We start from the raw sequence: 20,291 nt of genomic DNA on the forward strand, positions 1-20,291 counted from the left end.
GTAAGATGATGCGTATAAAGTACAAAGAGTAAAGACTCAAGCTGGCAGTATGTTAAAAACAATCGCCGTCAACCAGGTAAGAATCGGGATGTATATTCATGAGCTGAAAGGCCCATGGATGGATCATCCCTTTTGGCGCACCAAGTTCATCCTCAAAGATGAGATGGATCTGCTCAAATTAAGGGGCAGTGCACTCAAGCAGGTGGTGATTGATATCAAGCGCGGGCTGGATGTGTTGCCAGAACCGGAGCCGGTTGCCCAGACATTGACGGATAAGGAGCTGGCGCTACTGGAGCTGGATAGCCTCTCTCTTGAGGAAGTGATGCCTCAGGTCAAACAGGCACCACTGGATGCGGAGCACCGCAAAGCGGCAAAAATCATCCAGGCTTCCCGCCGTGAGATCATGTCCATGTTCAAAGATTTGCGCATGGGCAAAGTGATTGAGGCTGCAAACGTGATGCCGCTGGTCGAGGAGATTTCCGCCTCGGTCTCCCGCAATACGCATGCGTTAATCAGCCTGGTGCGGTTGAAAACGGCTGATGATTACACCTATATGCATTCGATCGCAGTCAGTGCATTAATGACCAACCTTGCTAAAGAGCTCAAACTGTCAGAGGTTGAAGTCAAGCAGGCCGGGCTGGCCGGATTGATGCACGACATGGGTAAGGCCGAAGTGCCGTTACAGATTCTGAATAAACCCGGATCGTTAACCGATAATGAATTCGATGTCATCCGCCAGCATCCGCAAATTGGCTATGACCTGCTGGTGAGGGCTAATATTACGGATCCAGTCACACTGGATGTCTGTTTACATCACCACGAAAAGATAGATGGTAGCGGCTATCCAGGCCATTTGACTGGCGACAGTATCAGTATTTATGCCAGGATGGGTGCCATCTGTGATGTTTACGATGCGCTGACTTCTACACGCGCTTATAAGCCTGGCTGGGAGCCCGGCATTGCCCTTAAACGCATGGCTTCGTGGAGTGGTCATTTTGACCCGGTAGTGCTAGAAGCCTTTGTTAAAAGTATGGGGATATACCCGATAGGTACGGTGGTCATGCTCAAGTCTGGCCGCCTTGCAGTCGTCGTGCGCCAGTCGCCAGACAGCCTGTTAACACCAGTCGTCAAATCGTTTTTCTCCACCAAGTCGCTGGTGCATATCCCGGTGGAAGAGATTGATCTATCCAGGCAGGGTGCCGATGAAATAGTCAGCAACGAATCTGCGATGAGCTGGGGTATTGGTAATATTGATCACTTGTGGGCATCGCAATAACAGCCGTACCCACGATTTAAAAAAAGGAGCCTCAGGCTCCTTTTTCATTTGGTAGTTCTACTTCTAGCAAACATTACTCAGCTGCTTTTTTCGTGCGCTTGGCTGCTGCCGGTTTTGCTGCTGGTGTTTTCTTTGGAGTGGCTGCTGCCGCTTTCTTGACTGCCGCTTTCTTGACTGGGGTTTTCTTGGCAGGGGCTTTTTTTGCCGCCGTCTTTCTACCTGTAGACTTGCCTCCGCCCTTGGCCGCTTTTTCTGTGAGTAATTCCAGCGCCTGCTCTAAAGTCAGCTCTTCCGGCGTCACGCTTTTAGGCAGGGTCGCACGGATACCGGCATGTTGCACATAAGGGCCAAATCGGCCAGAAAACACTTCTACCCGGCCTTCGCCAGACGGGTGCGCGCCCAAATCGGCCAATACCGCCGGGCCGCTGGCCGCAGCCAGTAAAGCCACGGCGCCAGCGAGATCTATGCCAAACACACTCTCGCTTTTGGGGATGGATTTGAATTTGCCATCATGATTGACATAAGGCCCGAAGCGGCCAATATTGGCGATGATTTTTTTGCCCGTTTCCGGATGGGTGCCGAGGTCGCGTGGCAAACTCAACAGCATATGTGCGGTATCAATATTGACCTGGCTGAGCGGAATCTCTTTCGGGATGCTGACGCGCTTGGGTTTTTTCTTTTCGCCTTCGACTGGCAAACCTACTTGTAGATAAGGGCCGTACGGGCCATTCATCAGGTAGATTTCTTTGCTGGTTTCTGCATCCTGGCCAATGACCACCGGCTCGCTGGCGGCATTGGCTTCACCATCCAGGTTGCGCTTGTAATCGCATTTCGGGGTGGCGTTATAGCCAGTACAGCCAATAAAACTGCCATAACGGCTGAGTTGTTTTTGCAACTGGCGGCCACATTTCGGGCAGAATTCATCGATTAACTCATTGCCAGGGCGTTCAACATCGGCTTTGCCCAGGATCTGCTGGTTAAAGCCTTGCCAGAACTTGTCCATGACTGGTATCCAGTCCAGGTTGCCTTCGGCAATTTCATCCAGTTCGTTTTCCAGCTTGGCGGTGAAGTCGTAATCGACATACTGCGTAAAGTGTTCTGTCAGGAACTTGTTCACCACGCGGCCGACATCGGTCGGGGTAAAGCGTTTTTTATCCAGGATGACGTATTCGCGGTCTTGCAAGGTGGAGATGATGCTGGCGTATGTCGAAGGGCGGCCAATACCGTGCTCTTCCAGAGCTTTCACCAGGCTGGCTTCTGAGTAGCGTGGTGGCGGTTCGGTAAAGTGTTGTTCGCCAAAGATTTTTTCTACTGTCAGCACTTCACCAGTTTCCAGATGCGGCAATTTTGCTTCTGCATCTTCGTCATCCTTGTCGTCGTCCTTGCCTTCCATATATACGGCAATAAAGCCGGGGAAGATCAAGGTCTGGCCGCTGGCACGGAATAATGTGGCTTCACTACCCACAGCCAAATCAACGCTCACGGCATCGTATTTGGCCTGTGTCATCTGGCACGCCAATGTGCGTTTCCAGATCATTTCATACAATTTGAATTGTTCGTCGTTGAGGTACTGGCGCACGCTGGCCGGTGAACGCGTGATATCGGTCGGGCGGATCGCCTCATGCGCTTCCTGCGCATTTTTGGCCTTGGTTTTGTACATGATGGGCGCTTTTGGCAGGTAGTCTGCATCAAAATGCTTTTTCACATAATCACGTATCTGCATCACCGCTTCAGCCGCCAGGCTGAACGAGTCGGTACGCATATAAGTGATCAAACCTACCGTACCGCTGCCTACATCCATACCTTCATACAGTTGTTGCGCCACACGCATGGCACGGCTGGTGGTAAAGCCTAATTTGCGGACGGCTTCCTGTTGCAGCGTAGATGTAGTGAATGGGGCAGCCGGGCTGCGGCTACGTTGTTTTTTCTCGACGCGGGTAACCGTGGTTTTACCGGCGGAGGCTAATAAGAGTTTGCCTACAATATCTGCCTGCTGGTCGTGCTGCGTAACGGTGAATTGCTCCACCTTTTGGCCATTGAGCTGTACCAGTTTTGCATCAAACCCATGCGCATGCTTGAGCGCACTCATATGGATGCTCCAGTATTCCTGGCTGGTAAAGGCTTCAATCTGCAGTTCGCGCTCGACAATCAGGCGCAAGGCCGGGCTTTGAACACGGCCTGCGGACAAGCCGCGACGGATTTTTTTCCACAGCAGGGGCGATAAATTAAAGCCCACCAGGTAATCCAGTGCCCGGCGCGCTTGTTGCGCATTCACCAGGTCCATTGAGATATCACGCGGATGATCAATGGCGTATTTCACAGCCGTTTGCGTGATCTCGTTGAATTCAACACGTTTGATCAGCTTGTTCTTGATCAGCTTTTTTTCAGCCAGAATCTCGGCAATATGCCATGAGATCGCTTCACCTTCGCGGTCCGGGTCGGTTGCCAGGTAGATGCTGTCTGCATTTTTAACTGCTTTGGCAATCGCATCCACATGCTTGCTGTTGCGATCGATAATGTCGTACTTCATCGCAAACTGCTGTGTGGGGTCCACCGCGCCGTTTTTCGGGATCAGGTCGCGCACATGTCCGTATGAAGCCAGGACTTCAAAATCACTACCCAGATACTTTTTAAGGGTCTTGGCTTTTGACGGGGATTCAACGATAAGCAGTTTAGACATTAGGTGGTGTGTGTAAGAGTTGGCTAGATAATAGCAAGCGTTCTAAGAAATAGACAACATATCAGTGCCGAAAGTCCATATTTTTTAAGACTTTCCGGCATCAAGCGTTATTTATTCCTCAGTCGTGACTGAAATGGGGAAAGGTTTACGCGCAAACTCGATGCGTTTGTCATCCTGCGAGGCAATGGTCAGCGCCATGTCGGTGGGCGCAAATTTTTCATGATCAAACATCGGGTCTTCATCCTCCTCTTTGGCCTGGCTCAGGTGTTTGAAGTCATACAAATCAAAGTCAGCCAGGTGCGAAGGCTCGACATTGCCAATCGCGCGGAAAATATTATTGATACGGCCTGGCTGTTCGCGTTCCCAGTTGTTAAGCATATCCTTGATTTTTTGGCGTTGCAGGTTTTCCTGCCCGCCACATAAATCGCACGGGATAATCGGGAACTGCATGGCGCGGGCATAAGCCGCAATGTCTTTTTCTGCGCAATAAGCCAATGGGCGGATGACCATGAATTCGCCACGGTTGGTGGCAAGCTTGGGTGGCATCGCTTTCATTTTGGCGCCATAAAACATATTCAGGAACAAGGTTTGCACGATGTCATCCCTATGGTGGCCCAGTGCGATTTTAGTCGCACCCAGTTGCTGTGCGGTTGTGTAGATAATGCCGCGACGCAGGCGTGAACACAGGCTGCAAGTGGTTTTACCTTCGGGGATTTTTTCTTTAACGATGGAATAAGTATCCGCCTCGACAATACGGTATTCCACGCCCAGTTGATCCAGGTAACGCGGCAGCACATCCTCAGGGAAGTTAGGCTGTTTCTGGTCGAGGTTCATCGCGATCAATTTGAAATTGATAGGCGCACGTTCTTGCAAAGCCAGCAAAATCATCAGCATGGCGTGGCTGTCTTTACCGCCGCTCATGCACACCAGCACGGTATCGCCTTCTTCTATCATATTGTAATCGCCGATGGCTTTGCCGGTGGCGCTGATCAACTGATTGCGCAGTTTCAAGAAGTTTTGGCTAACATCGTCTGGGTAGTGTTTGGTCTTCATAGGCGCGCATTATAGCGGAAAGCAATGTATTGTCTACGCTAAGTCTTTGATTATCCTCGTTGATTTGAGTAGGTCAGCCCTGTTTTCAAGCTGTATGCAGTGTCGCAGTGAGTTCAAGCGCACGCTGGCAGATTAAATGCTCAGGTGGCGGCCACCATCCACGGCCAGCACATGCCCGGTCACAAACGGCGCGTCATAAATCAGGAATTTCACCGCTTTGGCGATATCCGCCGGCTCGCCTGTGCGCTTAAGCAATGTCTGGTTGATGACCTGCTGGCGATAGACTTCATCAAACTCTTGATTATCATCCGGCCATAACACCGGCCCCGGTGCCACAGCGTTGACTCTCACCCTGGGGGCAAGTTCCTGCGCCAGTGATTTGGTCAGGCTGACCAGTCCGGCTTTCGCGGCACTGTAAACAATGTAGTGTTTTTTCGGACGCTCGATATGCATATCGGTGATATTAATGATGCAGCCCTCACTTGCCTGTAGCGCATCAGCCGCCGCCTGGCTGAGGAATAATGGCGCTTTCAGGTTGCTGCCCATCAGGTCTTCCCATTGCTCCGGCTGAATTGATCCCAGTTGGGTTGGATAGTAGCTGGATGCGTTATTGATTAAAGCATCCAGCCGCCCAAAGTGCTGTAAGGTGGCTGCTACCAGTGTCGGCAGATCGCCAGTGTCTAGCAGGTTCCCCTGCTGAATGGCAACACTGTCAGGGCGCTCAGCATTCAGTTCGGCCTGTAAGGCCAACGCTTCAGCAACACTAGTGTGATAGTGCAGCATGATATTAGCGCCATTGCGATGCAGCTCACGCGTAATGGCAGCGCCCACGCGTTTGGCTCCCCCGGTAATTAAGATCACCTTGGTTGCTTGTTTTGCGGTTGCTTGCTTGGCGACTTGCTCGGCTGCTGGACTGGAATTCACGTTGCACTCTTTATTCTGGACTGGTCACATTATAATGGCTGAATGACTGCGCAAACCATTTCATCACGATTGCCTGCGCTAGATGCGTCGGCGCAACAGCATTGCGAGGCTGTGGTCGCATATCTGCGGCAGCAGATACAGCTGCAAGGCGGCTGGATATCCTTTGCCGACTACATGCAAATCGCGCTTTACGCCCCCCACCTTGGCTATTACAGCGGTGACGCCAGTAAGTTTGGCCAACCCGGTGATTTCGTCACCGCACCAGAGATTTCGCCTCTGTTTTCACGGGCGGTGGCCAATCAGGTCAGCCAGGTGCTGGGCCATACCGGCGGTCATGTGCTGGAATTGGGCGCCGGCACCGGAAAACTGGCTATCGGTGTCTTGCAGCAATTAAGTGAGCTAGGGCAGTTGCCTGAGCACTACTATATTCTGGATGTCAGTGCTAACTTGCGTGCGCGACAGCAACAGGCTTTGAAAACCGCCTTGCCTGAAGCCGTATTTTCCCGTGTGCAATGGCTGGAAACACTGCCCCACACTTTTACCGGCGTAGTCATAGGCAACGAAGTGCTGGACGCGATTCCGGTGCAGTTGGTTCACTGGCAAAACGGGCAATGGCTGGAGCGGGGCGTGATAGATGACAACGGATTCAGCTGGCAAGACAGGCCGCTGCAAGAGGTGTCGCTGACAACGCATATCGATACCAGCGAGTTGCCAGACAGCTACATCACCGAAGTTTCCCCGGCTGGGCAGGGCCTGATCGCCAGTTTGGCAGCCATGCTGCAACAGGGCTTGATACTCATGCTCGATTATGGTTTTTCAGCGCGTGAGTACTATCACCCGCAGCGTAATCAGGGCACCGTCATGTGCCACTTCCAGCATTATGCGCATGATGATCCATTTGTCTATCCAGGCTTGCAGGACATCACTGCCCATGTCAATTTCACTGCCGTGGCTGAAACCGCACTCGCGCACGGGTTAAGTTGCGCAGGCTATACCTCGCAAGCGCAGTTTTTGATGAATTGCGGCATTTTGCAGATGCTGGAAGCGATCTCACCTGAATATAGCGCCCGTTACTTGCCTGTAGTCGCGGCAGTGCAAAAGCTGCTTTCCCCGGCAGAGATGGGGGAGTTGTTTAAGGTAGTCGCGTTGAGTAAAGAGTTGGAATTGCCATTGGCGGGGTTTTCGCAGGGGGATAAGCGGCATCAGTTGTGATAGGCGTTTTGGCGTTGGTCAAGGAGGAACTGTAGTCGCAGATTGGCGGGTGGTGCATAGGTTTGGCGCAATGTTCTGTGCGCTTGGGAGAGTGTTGGTTTATGCGCGAAGCAGACGCTTCCTGCAAAGGTTCGTCATTCTGGCGGAGGCCAGAATCCAGGCAAGGTTCATGTTTAGTCTGGTGACTGTAAAAAAAGTGCCATCCTTGCATGGAAGTCCTAATAGGTATTTCTTTGGGTGGTTCAGTTTTCTATTTTGCTGCTCGATTGCATCATTGCTTTTCGCCCCTAGGCGAGTGACTTTTCTTTGCTTGCCCAAAGAATAAGTCACCAAAAGAAAGGGCACCCTAGCTTCCGCTTGTACCCTGCGTTGCTCATCAACGTGGGCGGCCAACGAAACTCGCCCTAGCGGCTTGCAAAGAACGCAGGCCACCGCGGAGCTCAAACAAACGCTGGCCGACAACTCCCACGCTGACTGCGCTACTCGGCGCGTCAGATAGGGGCCCGTGAAAAGCACCACGCGGTTACTGAAGTGAGAATACGCACATTGCATCCCGCCGACACACTGAAATAAAACAAAGTAAACGGACAAAATGCCCAACAAAATAGTTTGTTGGGCATTTACTTTGAGGTCTTTAAAAAAGCCATTGAGCGCCCTGAGTGCAGAATGTTTAACCAACTTTGCATCGTGGTGGTTTTAACCGGGCCCCTATCTGACGCGCCGAGTAGCGCAGGCAAAATAAGATACAAGGGAGCGACTGTCCGAGTTCCGCGGTGGCTTGCGTTTTTTGCAAGCCGCTAGGGCGAGTTTCGTGACCGCTTATTTTGACGAGCAACGCAGGAGATAAGCGGAAGCTAGGGTGCATTTCTTTTGGTTACATTTTCTTTGTGCAAGCAAAGAAAAGTCACTCGCCTAGAGGCGAAAAGCAATGCCAGTTAAACTCACCAACCTAGAAATACAGCGGTGTGACTTTCTCAAAATAATCACTAACAAAAGAAATTTTCAGTCATCTCGTATATAAGCGAAACGCACGCTCTAAAGTATAATGCGGCCCATGACCGAAATCGACCAAACACCTGAATCTTCCGAAGCTCCTTACCAACGCCGCATCCGCAGTTTTGTCCTGCGCCAGGGTCGGCTGACCAAGGGCCAAGAGCGTGCGCTGGAAACCGGCTGGCCGCAGTTCGGCATTGAATATGCCGAGCAATCCTTAGATCTGGTGAACACTTTTGGTCGTGACTACAGCCCGAAAATCCTCGAAATTGGTTTTGGCATGGGCGATGCAACTGCAAAAATCGCGCAGACTTTGCCGGACAGTGATTTTCTGGCGGTGGAAGTGCATACGCCAGGTGTGGGCGGTTTGCTCAAGCTGATGCTGGAAGGCGATATTTCCAATATCCGTATCGTGCAGCACGACGCGGTCGAAGTTTTACAGAATATGCTGGCCGACGCGTCTCTGGATGGCGTACATATTTTCTTCCCCGACCCCTGGCACAAGAAACGTCACCATAAGCGGCGTTTAATACAGGCTGAGTTTGTAAAGCTGCTGTGCTCTAAATTGAAAGCGGGCGCTTACATCCATGTGGCGACTGACTGGCAGGAATATGCTGAGTGGGTGCTGGAAGTGTTACGCGCAGAACCGTTGTTGCAAAATACAGCAGCGGATTATGCAGAGAAGCCAGCTTACCGGCCACTGACCAAGTTTGAGAATCGCGGCCTGAAGCTAGGCCATGGCGTGTGGGATCTGGTGTTTAAACGGGTTGGGTAAAGCGCTGGCAGTTGTTGCAAACTGCAGCTTTTAATCGGGTAAAGGCTGCGCGGCTGCGGGGTCTGTATCCGCAGTTAAAAACCATTCACCAAGTACTTTTTCAGCTTCATCCACGCCTTGTTTTTTTAGGCTGGAGAATAATTGCACGCTGATTTCTTCCCCCCAGGTGTCGTTCAGTTCTTTGCGGACTTTGTTCAAGGTGATGGTTGATTCACCGCGGGATAATTTATCGCTTTTGGTCAGCAGTACATGTACCGGCTTGCCTGTCGGGCAAAACCAGTCCAGCATTTGTTTATCCAGAGGAGTAAGCGGATGGCGGCTATCCATCACCAGCACCAGTCCTGCCAGGCTTCTGCGTTCACTTAAGTAGCGCGACAAAACATTTTGCCAGTGGTTGCGCATAGCTTCCGGCACTTTGGCGTAGCCGTAACCGGGCAAATCGACCAAATGCTTGTCATCGCCCAGCGTAAAAAAGTTAATCAACTGGGTACGACCAGGCTGTTTACTGACAAATGCCAGGCGATTATGGTTGGCCAGTGTGTTGAGTGCACTGGATTTTCCGGCGTTCGAACGTCCGGCAAAGGCGACTTCGATCCCGCTGGCAGGCGGCAGGTCGCGTAAATGATGTGCCGAAATATGGAAGCGGGCGTTTTGGAAAACTGGCATGGTGGGGTTGAGTTGCCTCAAGGTTTTATGGACTATTCAGCTGTGAATGCTATCACGAACAGGGTTTGTTTGATAAAATGGCGCCAAATAAAATGTTGGGGCATTGAATTATGTTGAAGAGTTTTAAAGCAGGGTTGTTTGTACTGCTGGTAACGGGCATGCAGCCTGTCTTTGCTGAGGAGGCTGCTACTACCGAAGCAGCGCCTGCGGTAAATAGTCCAGATAAAGTGGTGCAGAACGTATGTGCGGCCTGTCATGGTGCTGATGGCAATAGCGTGATCACGGCTAACCCGAAACTGGCTGGCCAACATCCTGAATATTTGCTCAAGCAGTTGACCAATTTCAAGGATGGTACGCGGGCGAACCCGGTGATGAGCGGTATGGCCGGTGCCTTGAGCCAGGAAGACATGGAAGGGATCGCGAAATACTTCTCCAACCAGAGTATCAAGCTAGCCAAAGCGAAAGAAAACGGTAAAGGCTCACTCGGTGAAAAGATTTATCGCGGCGGTATCGCAGCGACTAAAACGCCAGCCTGTGCTGCTTGCCATGGTGTGACAGGTGCTGGTTTGCCTAAACAGTTCCCTCGTCTGGCTGGTCAGCATGCCGATTACACAGTGCAGCAGTTGCGTACTTTCCGCACTGGTGAGCGTGCTAATGCGCCGATGATGATGACTATTGCGGCCAAAATGAGCGATGCTGAAATGCAGGCAGTTGCTGATTATATCCAAGGTCTGCGTTAATCTGAGCAACACAGGGAAAGGTGGCCGCGGCCACCTTTTTTGCTAAGTACCTGTTTAAATGATCCAAAGGTACTTGGTCCCTGTCTCAGTTGATGCAATGAGCACCCATGCAACCTTTTATTGACCATGTCGTCCACAAGTGCGCGTGCAACGTTACTGCGTTGTACCTGGCTATCCTGCCCTGCTAATCACATAAGCTAATCCTGAAGAGAACATATTGAAAGCGCCCGTTCCTTTATCACAACGTGTCTACGAACTCATGAGTTCAATGCGCTTTGCCGTGAGCCTGCTGACTTTGCTCGGCGTGGCCTCTATCATTGGTACTGTTCTGAAACAGAACGAACCATACCAGAACTACATTATCAAGTTTGGCCAGTTCTGGTTTGAGCTATTTGAGATGCTGGGCCTGATCGATGTCTATCATGCCGCTTGGTTCCTGACGATTCTATTGTTCCTGGTCATCTCTACCACGCTGTGTGTGTTGCGCAATACACCAGTGATGTTGAAAGAGTGGCGTGCCTACAAGGAAAACGCTACCGAGAAATCCTTGCGCCTGTTCAGTCACCAAACCAGCCTGGCAGCGCCTCAGCCTCCGGCTGCAACACAAGCGCAGTTAAGCGAGTTTTTAACCGCTGAGCGCTATACCTTTAAAACCAAACAGCAAGACAACGGCGATGTGCTGTTTGCCGCCCGCCTGGGCACGCACCAGCGCCTGGGTTATATTTTTACCCACGCAGCAATTGTGGTGATCTGTTTCGGCGGCTTGCTGGATGGCAATTTACCTTTAAAGGTGCAGGAGCTGATGGGGTTCAAGAAGATTGAAACCCGTGATATCGCTACTCGCAAGGTGCCAGAAGAAAGCCGGTTGGGCGTCAATAATTTATCGTTCCGCGCCAATATGACGTTGCCGGAAGGTGAGCGCGACAATGTGGCTTTTGTGCGCGTGCGCGATGGTTACCTGGTGCAGGATCTGCCATTCACGGTAGGACTAAAGGATTTCCGCATTGAACATTATCCGACCGGGATGCCAAAATCGTTCGAGAGCGATATCGTCATTACCGATCCTGAGTTGGATAAGCCGATTGAAACGACCATACGCGTCAATCATCCCTATATCCATAAAGGCATTGCGATTTACCAATCTGACTTTCAGGATGGCGGATCACAACTCAAATTTAAGTTATGGAACCTGGCGGCGGCCAATCAGGATAGCTTTGATATCGATGGCGTGATCCTGCAAAAAGGTTCGCTGGGCGAGGGCGCGCAAAAGTTGAGCGTGGAGTTCAATGAATTCCGCCAGTTCAACATTCTGAATTTGTCCAAAGATGGCAAAGGCAAACCGCATAATGTAGGCCCGAATACCACCATTAAATTGCGCAATGCCAGCGGCCAGGCGCGTGAATATGTCAATTACATGCAGCCCTTGCAACTGGATGGGCGTGCCTATTTTGTCTCAGGCATGCGTGAGACGGTGCAGGATGAGTTCAAATACCTGCGCGTACCGGCCGATGATGAGCTCGAAATCGACGGCTTTATGGCCTTGCGCCAAACCATGCGTAATGAACAGTCTATGCGTGACATCGCCAGTCAGGTGGCTCAGCAAATGCCTAGTGGCAATGCGCAGTTGAAGGTGCAGTTTGAGCAAAGCTTGCAGCAATTGTTATTGACCTTTAAACGTGGTGGTTATACTGAGCTTTCCAAAATCATTGAAAATGCCGTGCCTAAAGACCAGCGCGAGCAAGCCGCACAAACTTATTTGAAGTTATTAAACACGGCTGCACTACAGGCTTACCAGATAAGCCGTGCGCAACGGAATCTGCCGCCAGCGCCACAAGACCAGGCCACTGCGATATTTGTGCAAGATAGTTTGAATGCCATGAATGACCTGTTCTTCTATGGCACTCCCTACTATTTCCAGTTGAAGAATTACACACTTAAACAGGCCAGTGGTTTCCAGCTGACGCGCTCTCCTGGGCAAAACTGGGTATACCTGGGTTCGGTGATGCTGGTATTAGGTATTTTTTCCATGTTTTATATCAGGGAACGACGGGTGTGGTTATTAATCAAACCCACACAGCAGGAAGTTTTACTGGCAATGTCGTCTAACCGTAAAAATATGGATCTGGACCAGGACTTTGTCCGCATGCAACAGCAACTTACCGGGTTGTTGCAAACGCAGGTGCCATTAGCGCCTGTTTAAATATCGATAGGGGAATTTCGATGAGTACATCACCTACATGGACTAAACCAACGTCCTTTTGGCAATCGCTGACTGCCTATGACTGGTTGTATGCAATGCTGTTGCTGGCTGGCGGCATTTTTTCCTACCAGCGTTATGCTGGCTATATGGATATCTACGAAGTCAGTTTTCTGTTTGGTGCGGTGGGTGTATTCAGCTACCTGGGCTGGCGTTGGTCGGCGATTGCCAGGCTGGTGCTGGGTGTGGCTATCGTCAGTTTAATTGGTGTCTACAGCTACCATGGCGACCTAGCCAATGGCGGTCAACGCTTCCTGCTCAAGTTTTTACTGGCGAGCCAGTCGGCAGTGATGTGGATGAATGTGTTGTTTGTGCTGGCGATGCTCACTTATTGGCTGGCGCTGTTCCAGCGTTCTGACTTTACCGCGAAAGTCGCTTCCGCACTCACTTGGGCCGCCACCTTATTCGGCTTTGTCGGGCTGATGGTGCGCTGGTATGAGTCTTACCTGATTGCGCCGGATATCGGTCATATTCCTATCAGTAATCTGTACGAAGTGTTTATTCTGTTTTGCCTGATTACTGCCTTGCTTTACCTGCATTATGAGCAACTGTTCAAAACCCGCCAGCTCGGTGGCTTTGTGCTGGTGGTGATCAATGCAGCAGTCGGGTTTATCCTTTGGTATACCTTTGACCGCCATGCCAACGAAATCCAGCCATTGGTGCCGGCGCTGCAAAGCTACTGGATGAAGATACACGTGCCTGCCAACTTTATCGGGTATGGCGCATTTTCATTGGCTGCCATGGTGGCTGGCGCATATTTGCTGGTCAGGAATGGCGTGCTGGCAACGCGTTTGCCTGCATTGCATGTGCTGGATGACCTGATGTACAAAGCCATCGCCATCGGCTTTGCCTTCTTTACCATCGCGACCATTCTGGGTGCCATGTGGGCAGCGGAAGCATGGGGTGGTTACTGGTCATGGGATCCTAAGGAAACCTGGGCTTTAATCGTCTGGCTGAACTATGCAGCCTGGCTGCACTTGCGCCTGATGAAGGGCTTGCGCGGCACCGTACTGGCCTGGTGGGCGCTGGTAGGCTTGCTGGTCACGACCTTTGCTTTTTTAGGTGTGAATATGTTCCTGAGTGGTCTGCATTCTTACGGCACTTTGTAGACATGGGTGAAATACGATAACCGCAGGTCAAACAAACTAACTAACCTATAAAAAATGGCCTGAATAAGTCATTCTTTTAGATCTGCCAACGGGCAAGCGTGAATAGCGCTTGCCCGTTTCTTTTTGTCAATCCGCTATAGTGGATTGTTGTTTACTTATGTTAATAAATGTTAGTATTTTATGCGCTGGGCTGGTAATCGCTCAGTCAATAAAGTGCTTATCAACTATAAACAAGGAGTCAACATGAACAGGCAGCGAGGGTTTACCTTGATTGAATTAGCAATTGTGCTGGTGATTGCAGGGCTATTGCTGGCAGGCGTGATGCGTGGGCAGGAGTTGATCGCTAACGCCAAAGTAAAAAGTCTGGCCAGTGACTTCAGGAATGTACCGACTTATTTTTATGGCTATCAGGACAGGTTTCGCGTGCTGCCTGGCGATGATCATGCGGCTAACACGCACCTCACTGATGGTGTGAATGCCAGTACAGCTGGTCAAACGCAGAATGGCTTGATACAAGGGACTTGGAATTCAGAGGCTGCAACAGATGAGTCATTTCTGGTGTGGCAGCATTTGCGTCTGGCAGGTTTGGCTACTGGTTCCGTGAATATGGCCAGCCCGCAATACCTGCCTCGCAACAGCGAAGGTGGACGGATAGGGGTGGCGAGCGTCGGTACATTGGGGGCAGTACCCGCAAACACGTTTAACACTGCGCATGCCATGTGTTCCGATGGTATTTTAGGCAGATACGCCACACAACTCGATACCACGCTGGATGATGGTGCAGGAGATAGCGGTGCGATGCGCATATTGGTTAGTGGCGTAACGGGCACTGGTGTAGCCGCGCCTCAGGCAGGCTCGCCGTATTTAGTTTGCATGAGTTTTTAGTGTAGAATACAACATATCTGTCACGCAAAAAGCCTGTTTTTCGGGCTTTTTGTTTTATGCGTTATACATACAGATTTCTCATCGCATTCTGATTTAGAATGAGAGCCGCTTGCAAAAGAAACCAACCACATGGCCCAATCAATCGTAGAAATTAAAGATCTTTCCTTTGGATACAAAGGTAAGTTGCTGCATCACGGCATCAACATGACCTTTGAAAAAGGTAAGGTGGTGGCGATTATGGGCGGCAGTGGTAGCGGTAAAACCACTTTGCTACGCCTGATCGGTGGCCAGCTCAAGCCCACCAAGGGGGAAGTGCAGGTTGGTGGTGAAGTGGTGCATAAACAAGACCGTGACGGTATTTACCGCTTGCGCAGGAAAATGGGCATGCTGTTTCAACACGGTGCCCTGTTTACCGATTTATCTGTGTTTGAAAATGTTGCTTTCCCGATTCGTGAGCACACCGATCTACCGGAAAGCATGATTCGTGACCTGGTATTGATGAAGCTGAATGCCGTGGGTTTGCGCGGGGCGCATGCACTCAAGCCGACAGAACTCTCAGGCGGCATGGCGCGGCGCGTGGCATTGGCCAGGGCGATCGCGCTTGACCCTAGCATTATCATGTACGACGAGCCCTTTGCCGGGCTGGACCCGATTTCGATGGCAGTGATCTGTGACCTGATCCGCAGCCTGAACGATGCGCTGGGCGCCACCTCTATCATTGTCACGCATGATGTGGAAGAGACTTTCCAGTTTGCCGATTATGTGTATTTTGTGGCAAATGGCGTGGTGGCGGCTGAAGGCACGCCTGAAGACTTGCGTAACTCGGAGTTGCCATTTGTGCACCAGTTTGTGCATGGTGAAAAGGATGGTCCGGTGCCTTTCCACTATGCAGCGCCTGAGTACCATGCCAGTTTGTTAAGAGGGGCACGTTGATGCGCAAACTAGAACGCCTGCTCAAGAATCTTGGTGCTGGCTTTATTAATAAGATGTGGCGATTTGGCGCAGGTGCCCGGTTATTCGGGCTGACCATGATCTCTTCCGGTGAAAGTTTTCGCCGCTTCAGATTGACAGTGCGGGAAGTGTATTTCACCGGCGTGTTGTCGTTAATCATTATCCTGGTATCTGCATTTTTCGTCGGTATGGTATTGGCCTTGCAGGGATACCATACCTTGCAGCGGTATGGGTCTTCAGAAGCCATTGGCGTGCTGGTGGCACTGGCGCTGGTGCGTGAACTTGGCCCGGTAGTGACTGCTTTGCTGTTTGCAGGCCGTGCCGGCACGGCGATTACCGCCGAAATCGGCCTGATGAAAGCCACCGAGCAGCTTTCTGCCATGGAAATGATGGCGGTGAGCCCGATTGCACGCGTGATTGCACCAAGGTTCTGGGCGGGCGTGATTGCCATGCCTATCCTGGCGACCTTGTTCACCATGATGGGGATTTTGGGCGGGTATATGGTGGCCGTGCCACTGATTGGTGTAGATGCAGGGGCTTTTTGGTCGCAGATGCAGGCCAATGTGGATTGGGAATACGACATCCTGAATGGCGTATTCAAAAGCGTGGTGTTCGGCATCGCGTGTACCATGATTGCCTTGTTTGAAGGCTACGATGCGCCGCCGACAGCAGAAGGCGTTAGCCGGGCAACGACACGTACAGTGGTGACTTCATCACTGGCAGTATTGGCATTGGATTTTATATTAACAGCGTTCATGCTTGGCTAGATAAGCAACACTAGTTAAAAGCATTCGTGAGGAGCAGCAATGGAAAGAACAACAATTGATTTATGGGTAGGTATTTTTGTGGCGATGGGCTTTGCTGCATTACTGGGCCTAGCCATGAAAGTCGGCAACCTGACCACCACCAATATCGGTGCAACTTATACCGTCACCGCGAACTTTGAGAATATTGGCGGTCTTAAACCACGTGCACCAATTAAAAGTGCCGGCGTTGTTGTGGGCCGTGTTGAAGGAATTAACTTTGATTCAAAAACTTATGAGGCCGTTGTCAGTCTGAATATCGACAAACGTTACAGCTTCCCTAAAGATACATTCGCCAATATCTACACGGCGGGCTTGTTGGGTGAGCAGTATGTGGGTCTGGAAGCGGGCGGCGACGAAACCAGCTTGAAAAATGGCGACAAGATTATGCAGACACAAGACGCCGTGGTTCTGGAAAAATTGATTAGCCAGTTTTTATACAGCAAAGCGACTGAAGGGGATGATAAACCAGCGAAAACTGCTGCGGCATCAACCGAAACGGGTGCTGATGCGTTAGATGCCAGTCCGTTGGACAAAATTGGTAAGTAATTTAAATGCTTAATAAAGGGAATTCGATGAAAAAATGGTGGATGGCTTGTGCCATATGGCTGGTAAGTAATGTGGCATTTGCAGGATTGGCACCGGATCAACTGGTGAAAAAAACTGCCGATGATGTCGTTGACGTCATCAAGTCTGATAAAGATATTCAGGCCGGTAACCAGCAAAAGATTTTTGCACTGGCTGAAGAAAAGATTCTGCCAAACTTTGACTTTGATAAAGTATCCCGCCTGGTGCTGGGTAAAAACTGGACCAAAGCGACCCCTGAGCAACAAACTGCTTTCCAGGCTGAGTTTAAAACGCTGCTGTTGCGCACATATGCCACCGCATTGTCCAAGTATAAAAACCAGTCTATCGAGTACAAGCCTTTCCGTCTGGAAGCCGGGGCAGATACCGCAACGGTGAAAACAGCGATCCAGCAACCAGGTGGTGACCCGATTTCTGTGGATTACACACTCGGTAAAAAAGGCGAAGACTGGAAAGTGTTCGATATCGTGATTGAAAGTGTGAGCCTGGTCACTAACTACCGTAGCCAGTTTGCGCAGGAAATCCGCCAGAACGGTTTGGACAGTTTGAATAAAAAGCTGGCTGAAAAAAACAAAGCCGCTACTGGTAAATAATTTCTCAATAAAGGGTCATCGTGGCAACTATTACGCAACAAGCAAATACATTGAGCTTTAGTGGTGATTTGCTGATTAATAATATCAGTGAAGCCTTAACTCAGTTGCAAACGTTGCGCCTGGACCCACCACTGACGCTGGACTTCTCTAAAGTGGAAGAAGTGGATACGGTGGCAGTGAGTTTGATTTTCGAGATTCAGCGCCAGTTTCATCATGAGCACGCCCAGGCCGGTTCTATCTCGGTAGTGGGGGTGCCTGACAATCTGCGTAGCTTGATGCAGTTATATGGTGTGGATAGTTTCTTGTTGAATTAACTTGATATCTCAGTCAGCAAACCCCAGCTCTGTGGACAGAGGTGGGGTTTCGTTTTTTTAGGATAGGGAAAGGCAACACCGTGGCGGCAGCCGTTGAAATCCAGGGTATTACCAAGCATTTTGGTGCGTTTGAAGCACTCAGGGGGGTAGATCTGACTATACAGCAGGGAGAATTCTTTGCGCTACTCGGCCCGAATGGGGCTGGTAAATCGACATTGATTAACCTGTTGTCTGGTTTGTTAAAACCCACCAGCGGGCATATCCGTATCATGGGTCATGATGTGCAATCCGCTTATCAACAAGCGCGTATGGCTCTGGGCGTCGTGCCGCAGGAGCTGGTATTTGACCCGTTTTTTAATGTACGTGAAATGATGCGTTTCCAGGCCGGCTATTTTGGCTGTGGACCTGAAAATGATGACTGGGTGGATGAAGTGATCGAGGGCTTGGGGCTGACTGACAAAGCGCACACCAATATGCGGCAGTTATCTGGCGGCATGAAGCGTCGTGCCCTGATTGCACAGGCGCTGGCACATAAACCGCCCGTCATCGTGCTCGATGAGCCGACGGCAGGGGTCGATGTCGAACTGCGCCAGATGCTGTGGGGCTTTATCCAAAAGTTGAACCAGCAGGGTCATACCATTATCCTGACTACGCATTACCTGGAAGAGGCAGAAACCTTGTGCGAACGCGTGGCCATGATGAAGCATGGCAAGATAGTGGCGCTGGACACCACCAAGCAGCTATTGCACAGCCACGCCGCCAAGCAGTTGTCGCTACGCCTGGAAGGCGCAGTGCCGGCGCAGCTTCAACCCTTGATCAAGCAGCAACAGGGCGACGAGGTCATTTTTAATCTGCCTGACATCGGCCGCATTGAAGTGATTTTATCCGCGTTGCGCCAGGCAGAAGTCACTGTGCTGGATATCCAGTTGCAAGAAGTGGATCTGGAAGACGTTTTCCTGAATCTGGTGGGTAGTCGCGGAGGGCAAGTATCATGAAATGGCTATTAAAGCGGCTGAATCCTTTTTATTGGCTGGATGACCATATCAGCGCGCGCTACCGTGGCATGTATACGCTATTTAAAAAAGAGCTGTTAAGGTTTTGGCGGGTGGCGTTTCAAACCATTGCGTCGCCCATATTGACAGCCTTGCTCTATTTGCTGATTTTTTCACATGTGCTGGAATCGCATGTGAAAGTCTATGAGCAGGTCAGTTACACCGCGTTCCTGGTGCCTGGCCTGATGATGATGTCCTTGCTGCAAAACGCATTTGCCAATAGCTCTTCCAGCCTGATTCAGTCCAAAGTGATGGGGAATATTATTTTTCTCATGCTGACGCCATTGACCTACCTTGAGTTTTTTGTGGCATTCCTGGCCGCTTCCATGATTCGTGGCTTAGTGGTCGGTCTAAGTATCTATCTGGTGGCTTTATGTTTTGTCGATGTGCCCACAGTACATCCCTTATGGATCATGACCTTTGCCCTGCTGGGTAGTGCATTGCTCGGAACGTTTGGCGTGATTGCCGGTATCTGGGCCGATAAGTTCGATCAGATGGCGGCCTTCCAGAACTTTGTCATCATGCCGCTGACATTCCTCTCTGGCGTGTTTTACTCTATCCATTCCCTGCCGCCGTTCTGGCAGGCGCTATCGCAATTGAATCCTTTTTTCTACATGATAGATGGGTTTAGATATGGATTCTTTGGCCAGGGGGATGTTTCGCCGTGGCTAAGCTTCAGTGTCGTAGGTGCGTTTCTGCTGGCATTAGCGTGGCTATGCCTAAAGATGTTAAAATCCGGTTATAAATTACGTAGTTAGTGCGATCCGGTAGTAGCAAAACTGCTACACCGTTTGTGGCTGATATTGAAATAAAAGCGAGGTCTTGTGTTAACAGCAGCTCAATTACAGTCGTATATCCTGAGTGGTTTGGAATGCGACTATATAAAAGTGAACGGGGATGACGGCACGCATTTTGATGCGGTGGTCGTGAGCCCTTTATTTGAAGGTAAGCGCATGGTGCAGCAGCATCAGTTGGTATATGCCGCACTGGGTGACCGCATGCGCGCCGAAATCCATGCGCTGGCCATGCAAACCTACACGCCGACACAGTGGCAACAGATGCAGCAAGCATAAATGCTTCATGCTGCGACTCAATAGAATAGATTGGAGAAAATATGGACGCACAAGCAAAAATCAAAGAGACAGTCACCGGCAATAAAGTGGTGCTGTATATGAAAGGTAGCCCGAAATTCCCACAATGTGGGTTTTCAAATGTGGCGACACAAATCCTCGATGCCTGTGGCGCTGAGTTTGTGGCAGTAGACGTGTTGCAAGATATGGATATTCGCGAAGGCATCAAGCAATATGCGAACTGGCCAACGATTCCACAACTGTATGTCAAAGGCGAGTTTATTGGTGGTGCTGACATTATGCGTAGCATGTACCAGAGCGGTGAGCTGCAAACCCTGTTGTCGGAAGCATAA

At 50.6% G+C, this 20,291-nt stretch carries 21 protein-coding genes; 16 read left to right on the top strand and 5 right to left on the bottom strand.

The annotated features are described in order from the left end of the window. The first annotated feature begins 49 nt into the window (after positions 1-49). Positions 50-1,276, top strand: a complete 1,227-nt coding sequence (locus ACSSVF_RS05795) for an HD-GYP domain-containing protein (RefSeq protein WP_492406003.1) — start codon at positions 50-52, stop codon at positions 1,274-1,276. 73 nt (positions 1,277-1,349) lie between these two features. On the opposite strand, the gene topA is transcribed toward ACSSVF_RS05795, so the two are convergent. The 3 genes from topA to ACSSVF_RS05810 form a co-directional block, all read right to left on the bottom strand. Next, a complete protein-coding gene (gene topA / locus ACSSVF_RS05800) occupies positions 1,350-3,956 on the bottom strand; it encodes a type I DNA topoisomerase (protein ID WP_492406004.1) in 2,607 nt (868 codons plus the stop codon). Positions 3,957-4,067: 111 nt separating this feature from the next. Further along, positions 4,068-5,009, bottom strand: coding sequence for a tRNA 2-thiocytidine(32) synthetase TtcA (gene ttcA / locus ACSSVF_RS05805; protein ID WP_492406005.1), 942 nt, complete (start codon positions 5,007-5,009; stop codon positions 4,068-4,070). Positions 5,010-5,141: 132 nt separating this feature from the next. Further along, positions 5,142-5,867, bottom strand: a complete 726-nt coding sequence (locus tag ACSSVF_RS05810) for a pteridine reductase (protein ID WP_492406311.1) — start codon at positions 5,865-5,867, stop codon at positions 5,142-5,144. Between the two features lie 108 nt (positions 5,868-5,975). Between ACSSVF_RS05810 and ACSSVF_RS05815 the strand changes: the two genes are divergently transcribed. Beyond that, positions 5,976-7,145, top strand: a complete 1,170-nt coding sequence (locus ACSSVF_RS05815; RefSeq protein ID WP_492406006.1) for a class I SAM-dependent methyltransferase — start codon at positions 5,976-5,978, stop codon at positions 7,143-7,145. Between the two features lie 99 nt (positions 7,146-7,244). On the opposite strand, the gene ACSSVF_RS05820 is transcribed toward ACSSVF_RS05815, so the two are convergent. After that, positions 7,245-7,823, bottom strand: coding sequence for a hypothetical protein (locus ACSSVF_RS05820; RefSeq protein ID WP_492406007.1), 579 nt, complete (start codon positions 7,821-7,823; stop codon positions 7,245-7,247). 376 nt (positions 7,824-8,199) lie between these two features. Here ACSSVF_RS05820 and trmB point away from each other — a divergent pair, with 376 nt between their 5' ends. After that, entirely contained in the window at positions 8,200-8,913 is a 714-nt protein-coding gene (trmB, locus tag ACSSVF_RS05825; protein WP_492406008.1) for a tRNA (guanosine(46)-N7)-methyltransferase TrmB, read from the top strand. Positions 8,914-8,943: 30 nt separating this feature from the next. Here the strand turns inward: trmB and yihA are convergent, their stop codons facing one another. Then, positions 8,944-9,579, bottom strand: a complete 636-nt coding sequence (gene yihA / locus ACSSVF_RS05830; protein ID WP_492406009.1) for a ribosome biogenesis GTP-binding protein YihA/YsxC — start codon at positions 9,577-9,579, stop codon at positions 8,944-8,946. Positions 9,580-9,689: 110 nt separating this feature from the next. Between yihA and ACSSVF_RS05835 the strand changes: the two genes are divergently transcribed. From ACSSVF_RS05835 to grxD, 13 genes are all read left to right on the top strand, one after another. After that, a complete protein-coding gene (locus ACSSVF_RS05835) occupies positions 9,690-10,319 on the top strand; it encodes a c-type cytochrome (protein WP_492406010.1) in 630 nt (209 codons plus the stop codon). 268 nt (positions 10,320-10,587) lie between these two features. Beyond that, complete coding sequence (locus ACSSVF_RS05840) at positions 10,588-12,519, top strand: cytochrome c biogenesis protein ResB (protein ID WP_492406312.1); 1,932 nt, start codon at positions 10,588-10,590, stop codon at positions 12,517-12,519. 20 nt (positions 12,520-12,539) lie between these two features. After that, positions 12,540-13,685 carry a c-type cytochrome biogenesis protein CcsB gene (ccsB, locus tag ACSSVF_RS05845; protein WP_492406011.1) on the top strand — a complete coding sequence of 382 codons (1,146 nt, stop codon included), beginning with the start codon at positions 12,540-12,542 and terminating at the stop codon, positions 13,683-13,685. A 243-nt stretch (positions 13,686-13,928) separates the two neighbouring features. Continuing rightward, positions 13,929-14,570 (top strand): type II secretion system protein, encoded by a 642-nt coding sequence (locus ACSSVF_RS05850; protein WP_492406012.1) that lies wholly within the window; start codon positions 13,929-13,931, stop codon positions 14,568-14,570. A 129-nt stretch (positions 14,571-14,699) separates the two neighbouring features. Then, positions 14,700-15,503: an ABC transporter ATP-binding protein gene (locus tag ACSSVF_RS05855; protein ID WP_492406013.1), complete on the top strand. Its 804-nt coding sequence runs from the start codon at positions 14,700-14,702 to the stop codon at positions 15,501-15,503. Further along, positions 15,503-16,288 carry a lipid asymmetry maintenance ABC transporter permease subunit MlaE gene (gene mlaE, locus ACSSVF_RS05860; RefSeq protein ID WP_492406014.1) on the top strand — a complete coding sequence of 262 codons (786 nt, stop codon included), beginning with the start codon at positions 15,503-15,505 and terminating at the stop codon, positions 16,286-16,288. Before ACSSVF_RS05855 ends, mlaE begins: the two co-directional genes overlap by 1 nt. Positions 16,289-16,327: 39 nt before the next feature. Continuing rightward, positions 16,328-16,873 (top strand): outer membrane lipid asymmetry maintenance protein MlaD, encoded by a 546-nt coding sequence (mlaD, locus tag ACSSVF_RS05865; protein ID WP_492406015.1) that lies wholly within the window; start codon positions 16,328-16,330, stop codon positions 16,871-16,873. A 26-nt stretch (positions 16,874-16,899) separates the two neighbouring features. After that, a complete protein-coding gene (locus ACSSVF_RS05870; RefSeq protein ID WP_492406016.1) occupies positions 16,900-17,502 on the top strand; it encodes an MlaC/ttg2D family ABC transporter substrate-binding protein in 603 nt (200 codons plus the stop codon). A 20-nt stretch (positions 17,503-17,522) separates the two neighbouring features. Continuing rightward, positions 17,523-17,816 carry an STAS domain-containing protein gene (locus ACSSVF_RS05875; RefSeq protein ID WP_492406017.1) on the top strand — a complete coding sequence of 98 codons (294 nt, stop codon included), beginning with the start codon at positions 17,523-17,525 and terminating at the stop codon, positions 17,814-17,816. Positions 17,817-17,896: 80 nt separating this feature from the next. Further along, positions 17,897-18,811 (top strand): ABC transporter ATP-binding protein, encoded by a 915-nt coding sequence (locus tag ACSSVF_RS05880; RefSeq protein ID WP_492406018.1) that lies wholly within the window; start codon positions 17,897-17,899, stop codon positions 18,809-18,811. Between the two features lie 68 nt (positions 18,812-18,879). Next, a complete protein-coding gene (locus ACSSVF_RS05885) occupies positions 18,880-19,626 on the top strand; it encodes an ABC transporter permease (RefSeq protein WP_492406313.1) in 747 nt (248 codons plus the stop codon). Positions 19,627-19,692: 66 nt separating this feature from the next. Further along, positions 19,693-19,941: a BolA family protein gene (locus tag ACSSVF_RS05890; protein ID WP_442584745.1), complete on the top strand. Its 249-nt coding sequence runs from the start codon at positions 19,693-19,695 to the stop codon at positions 19,939-19,941. A 41-nt stretch (positions 19,942-19,982) separates the two neighbouring features. Then, complete coding sequence (gene grxD / locus ACSSVF_RS05895) at positions 19,983-20,291, top strand: Grx4 family monothiol glutaredoxin (protein WP_444701981.1); 309 nt, start codon at positions 19,983-19,985, stop codon at positions 20,289-20,291.

This window comes from Methylophilus sp. E2MeOHC9, from assembly GCF_058744375.1.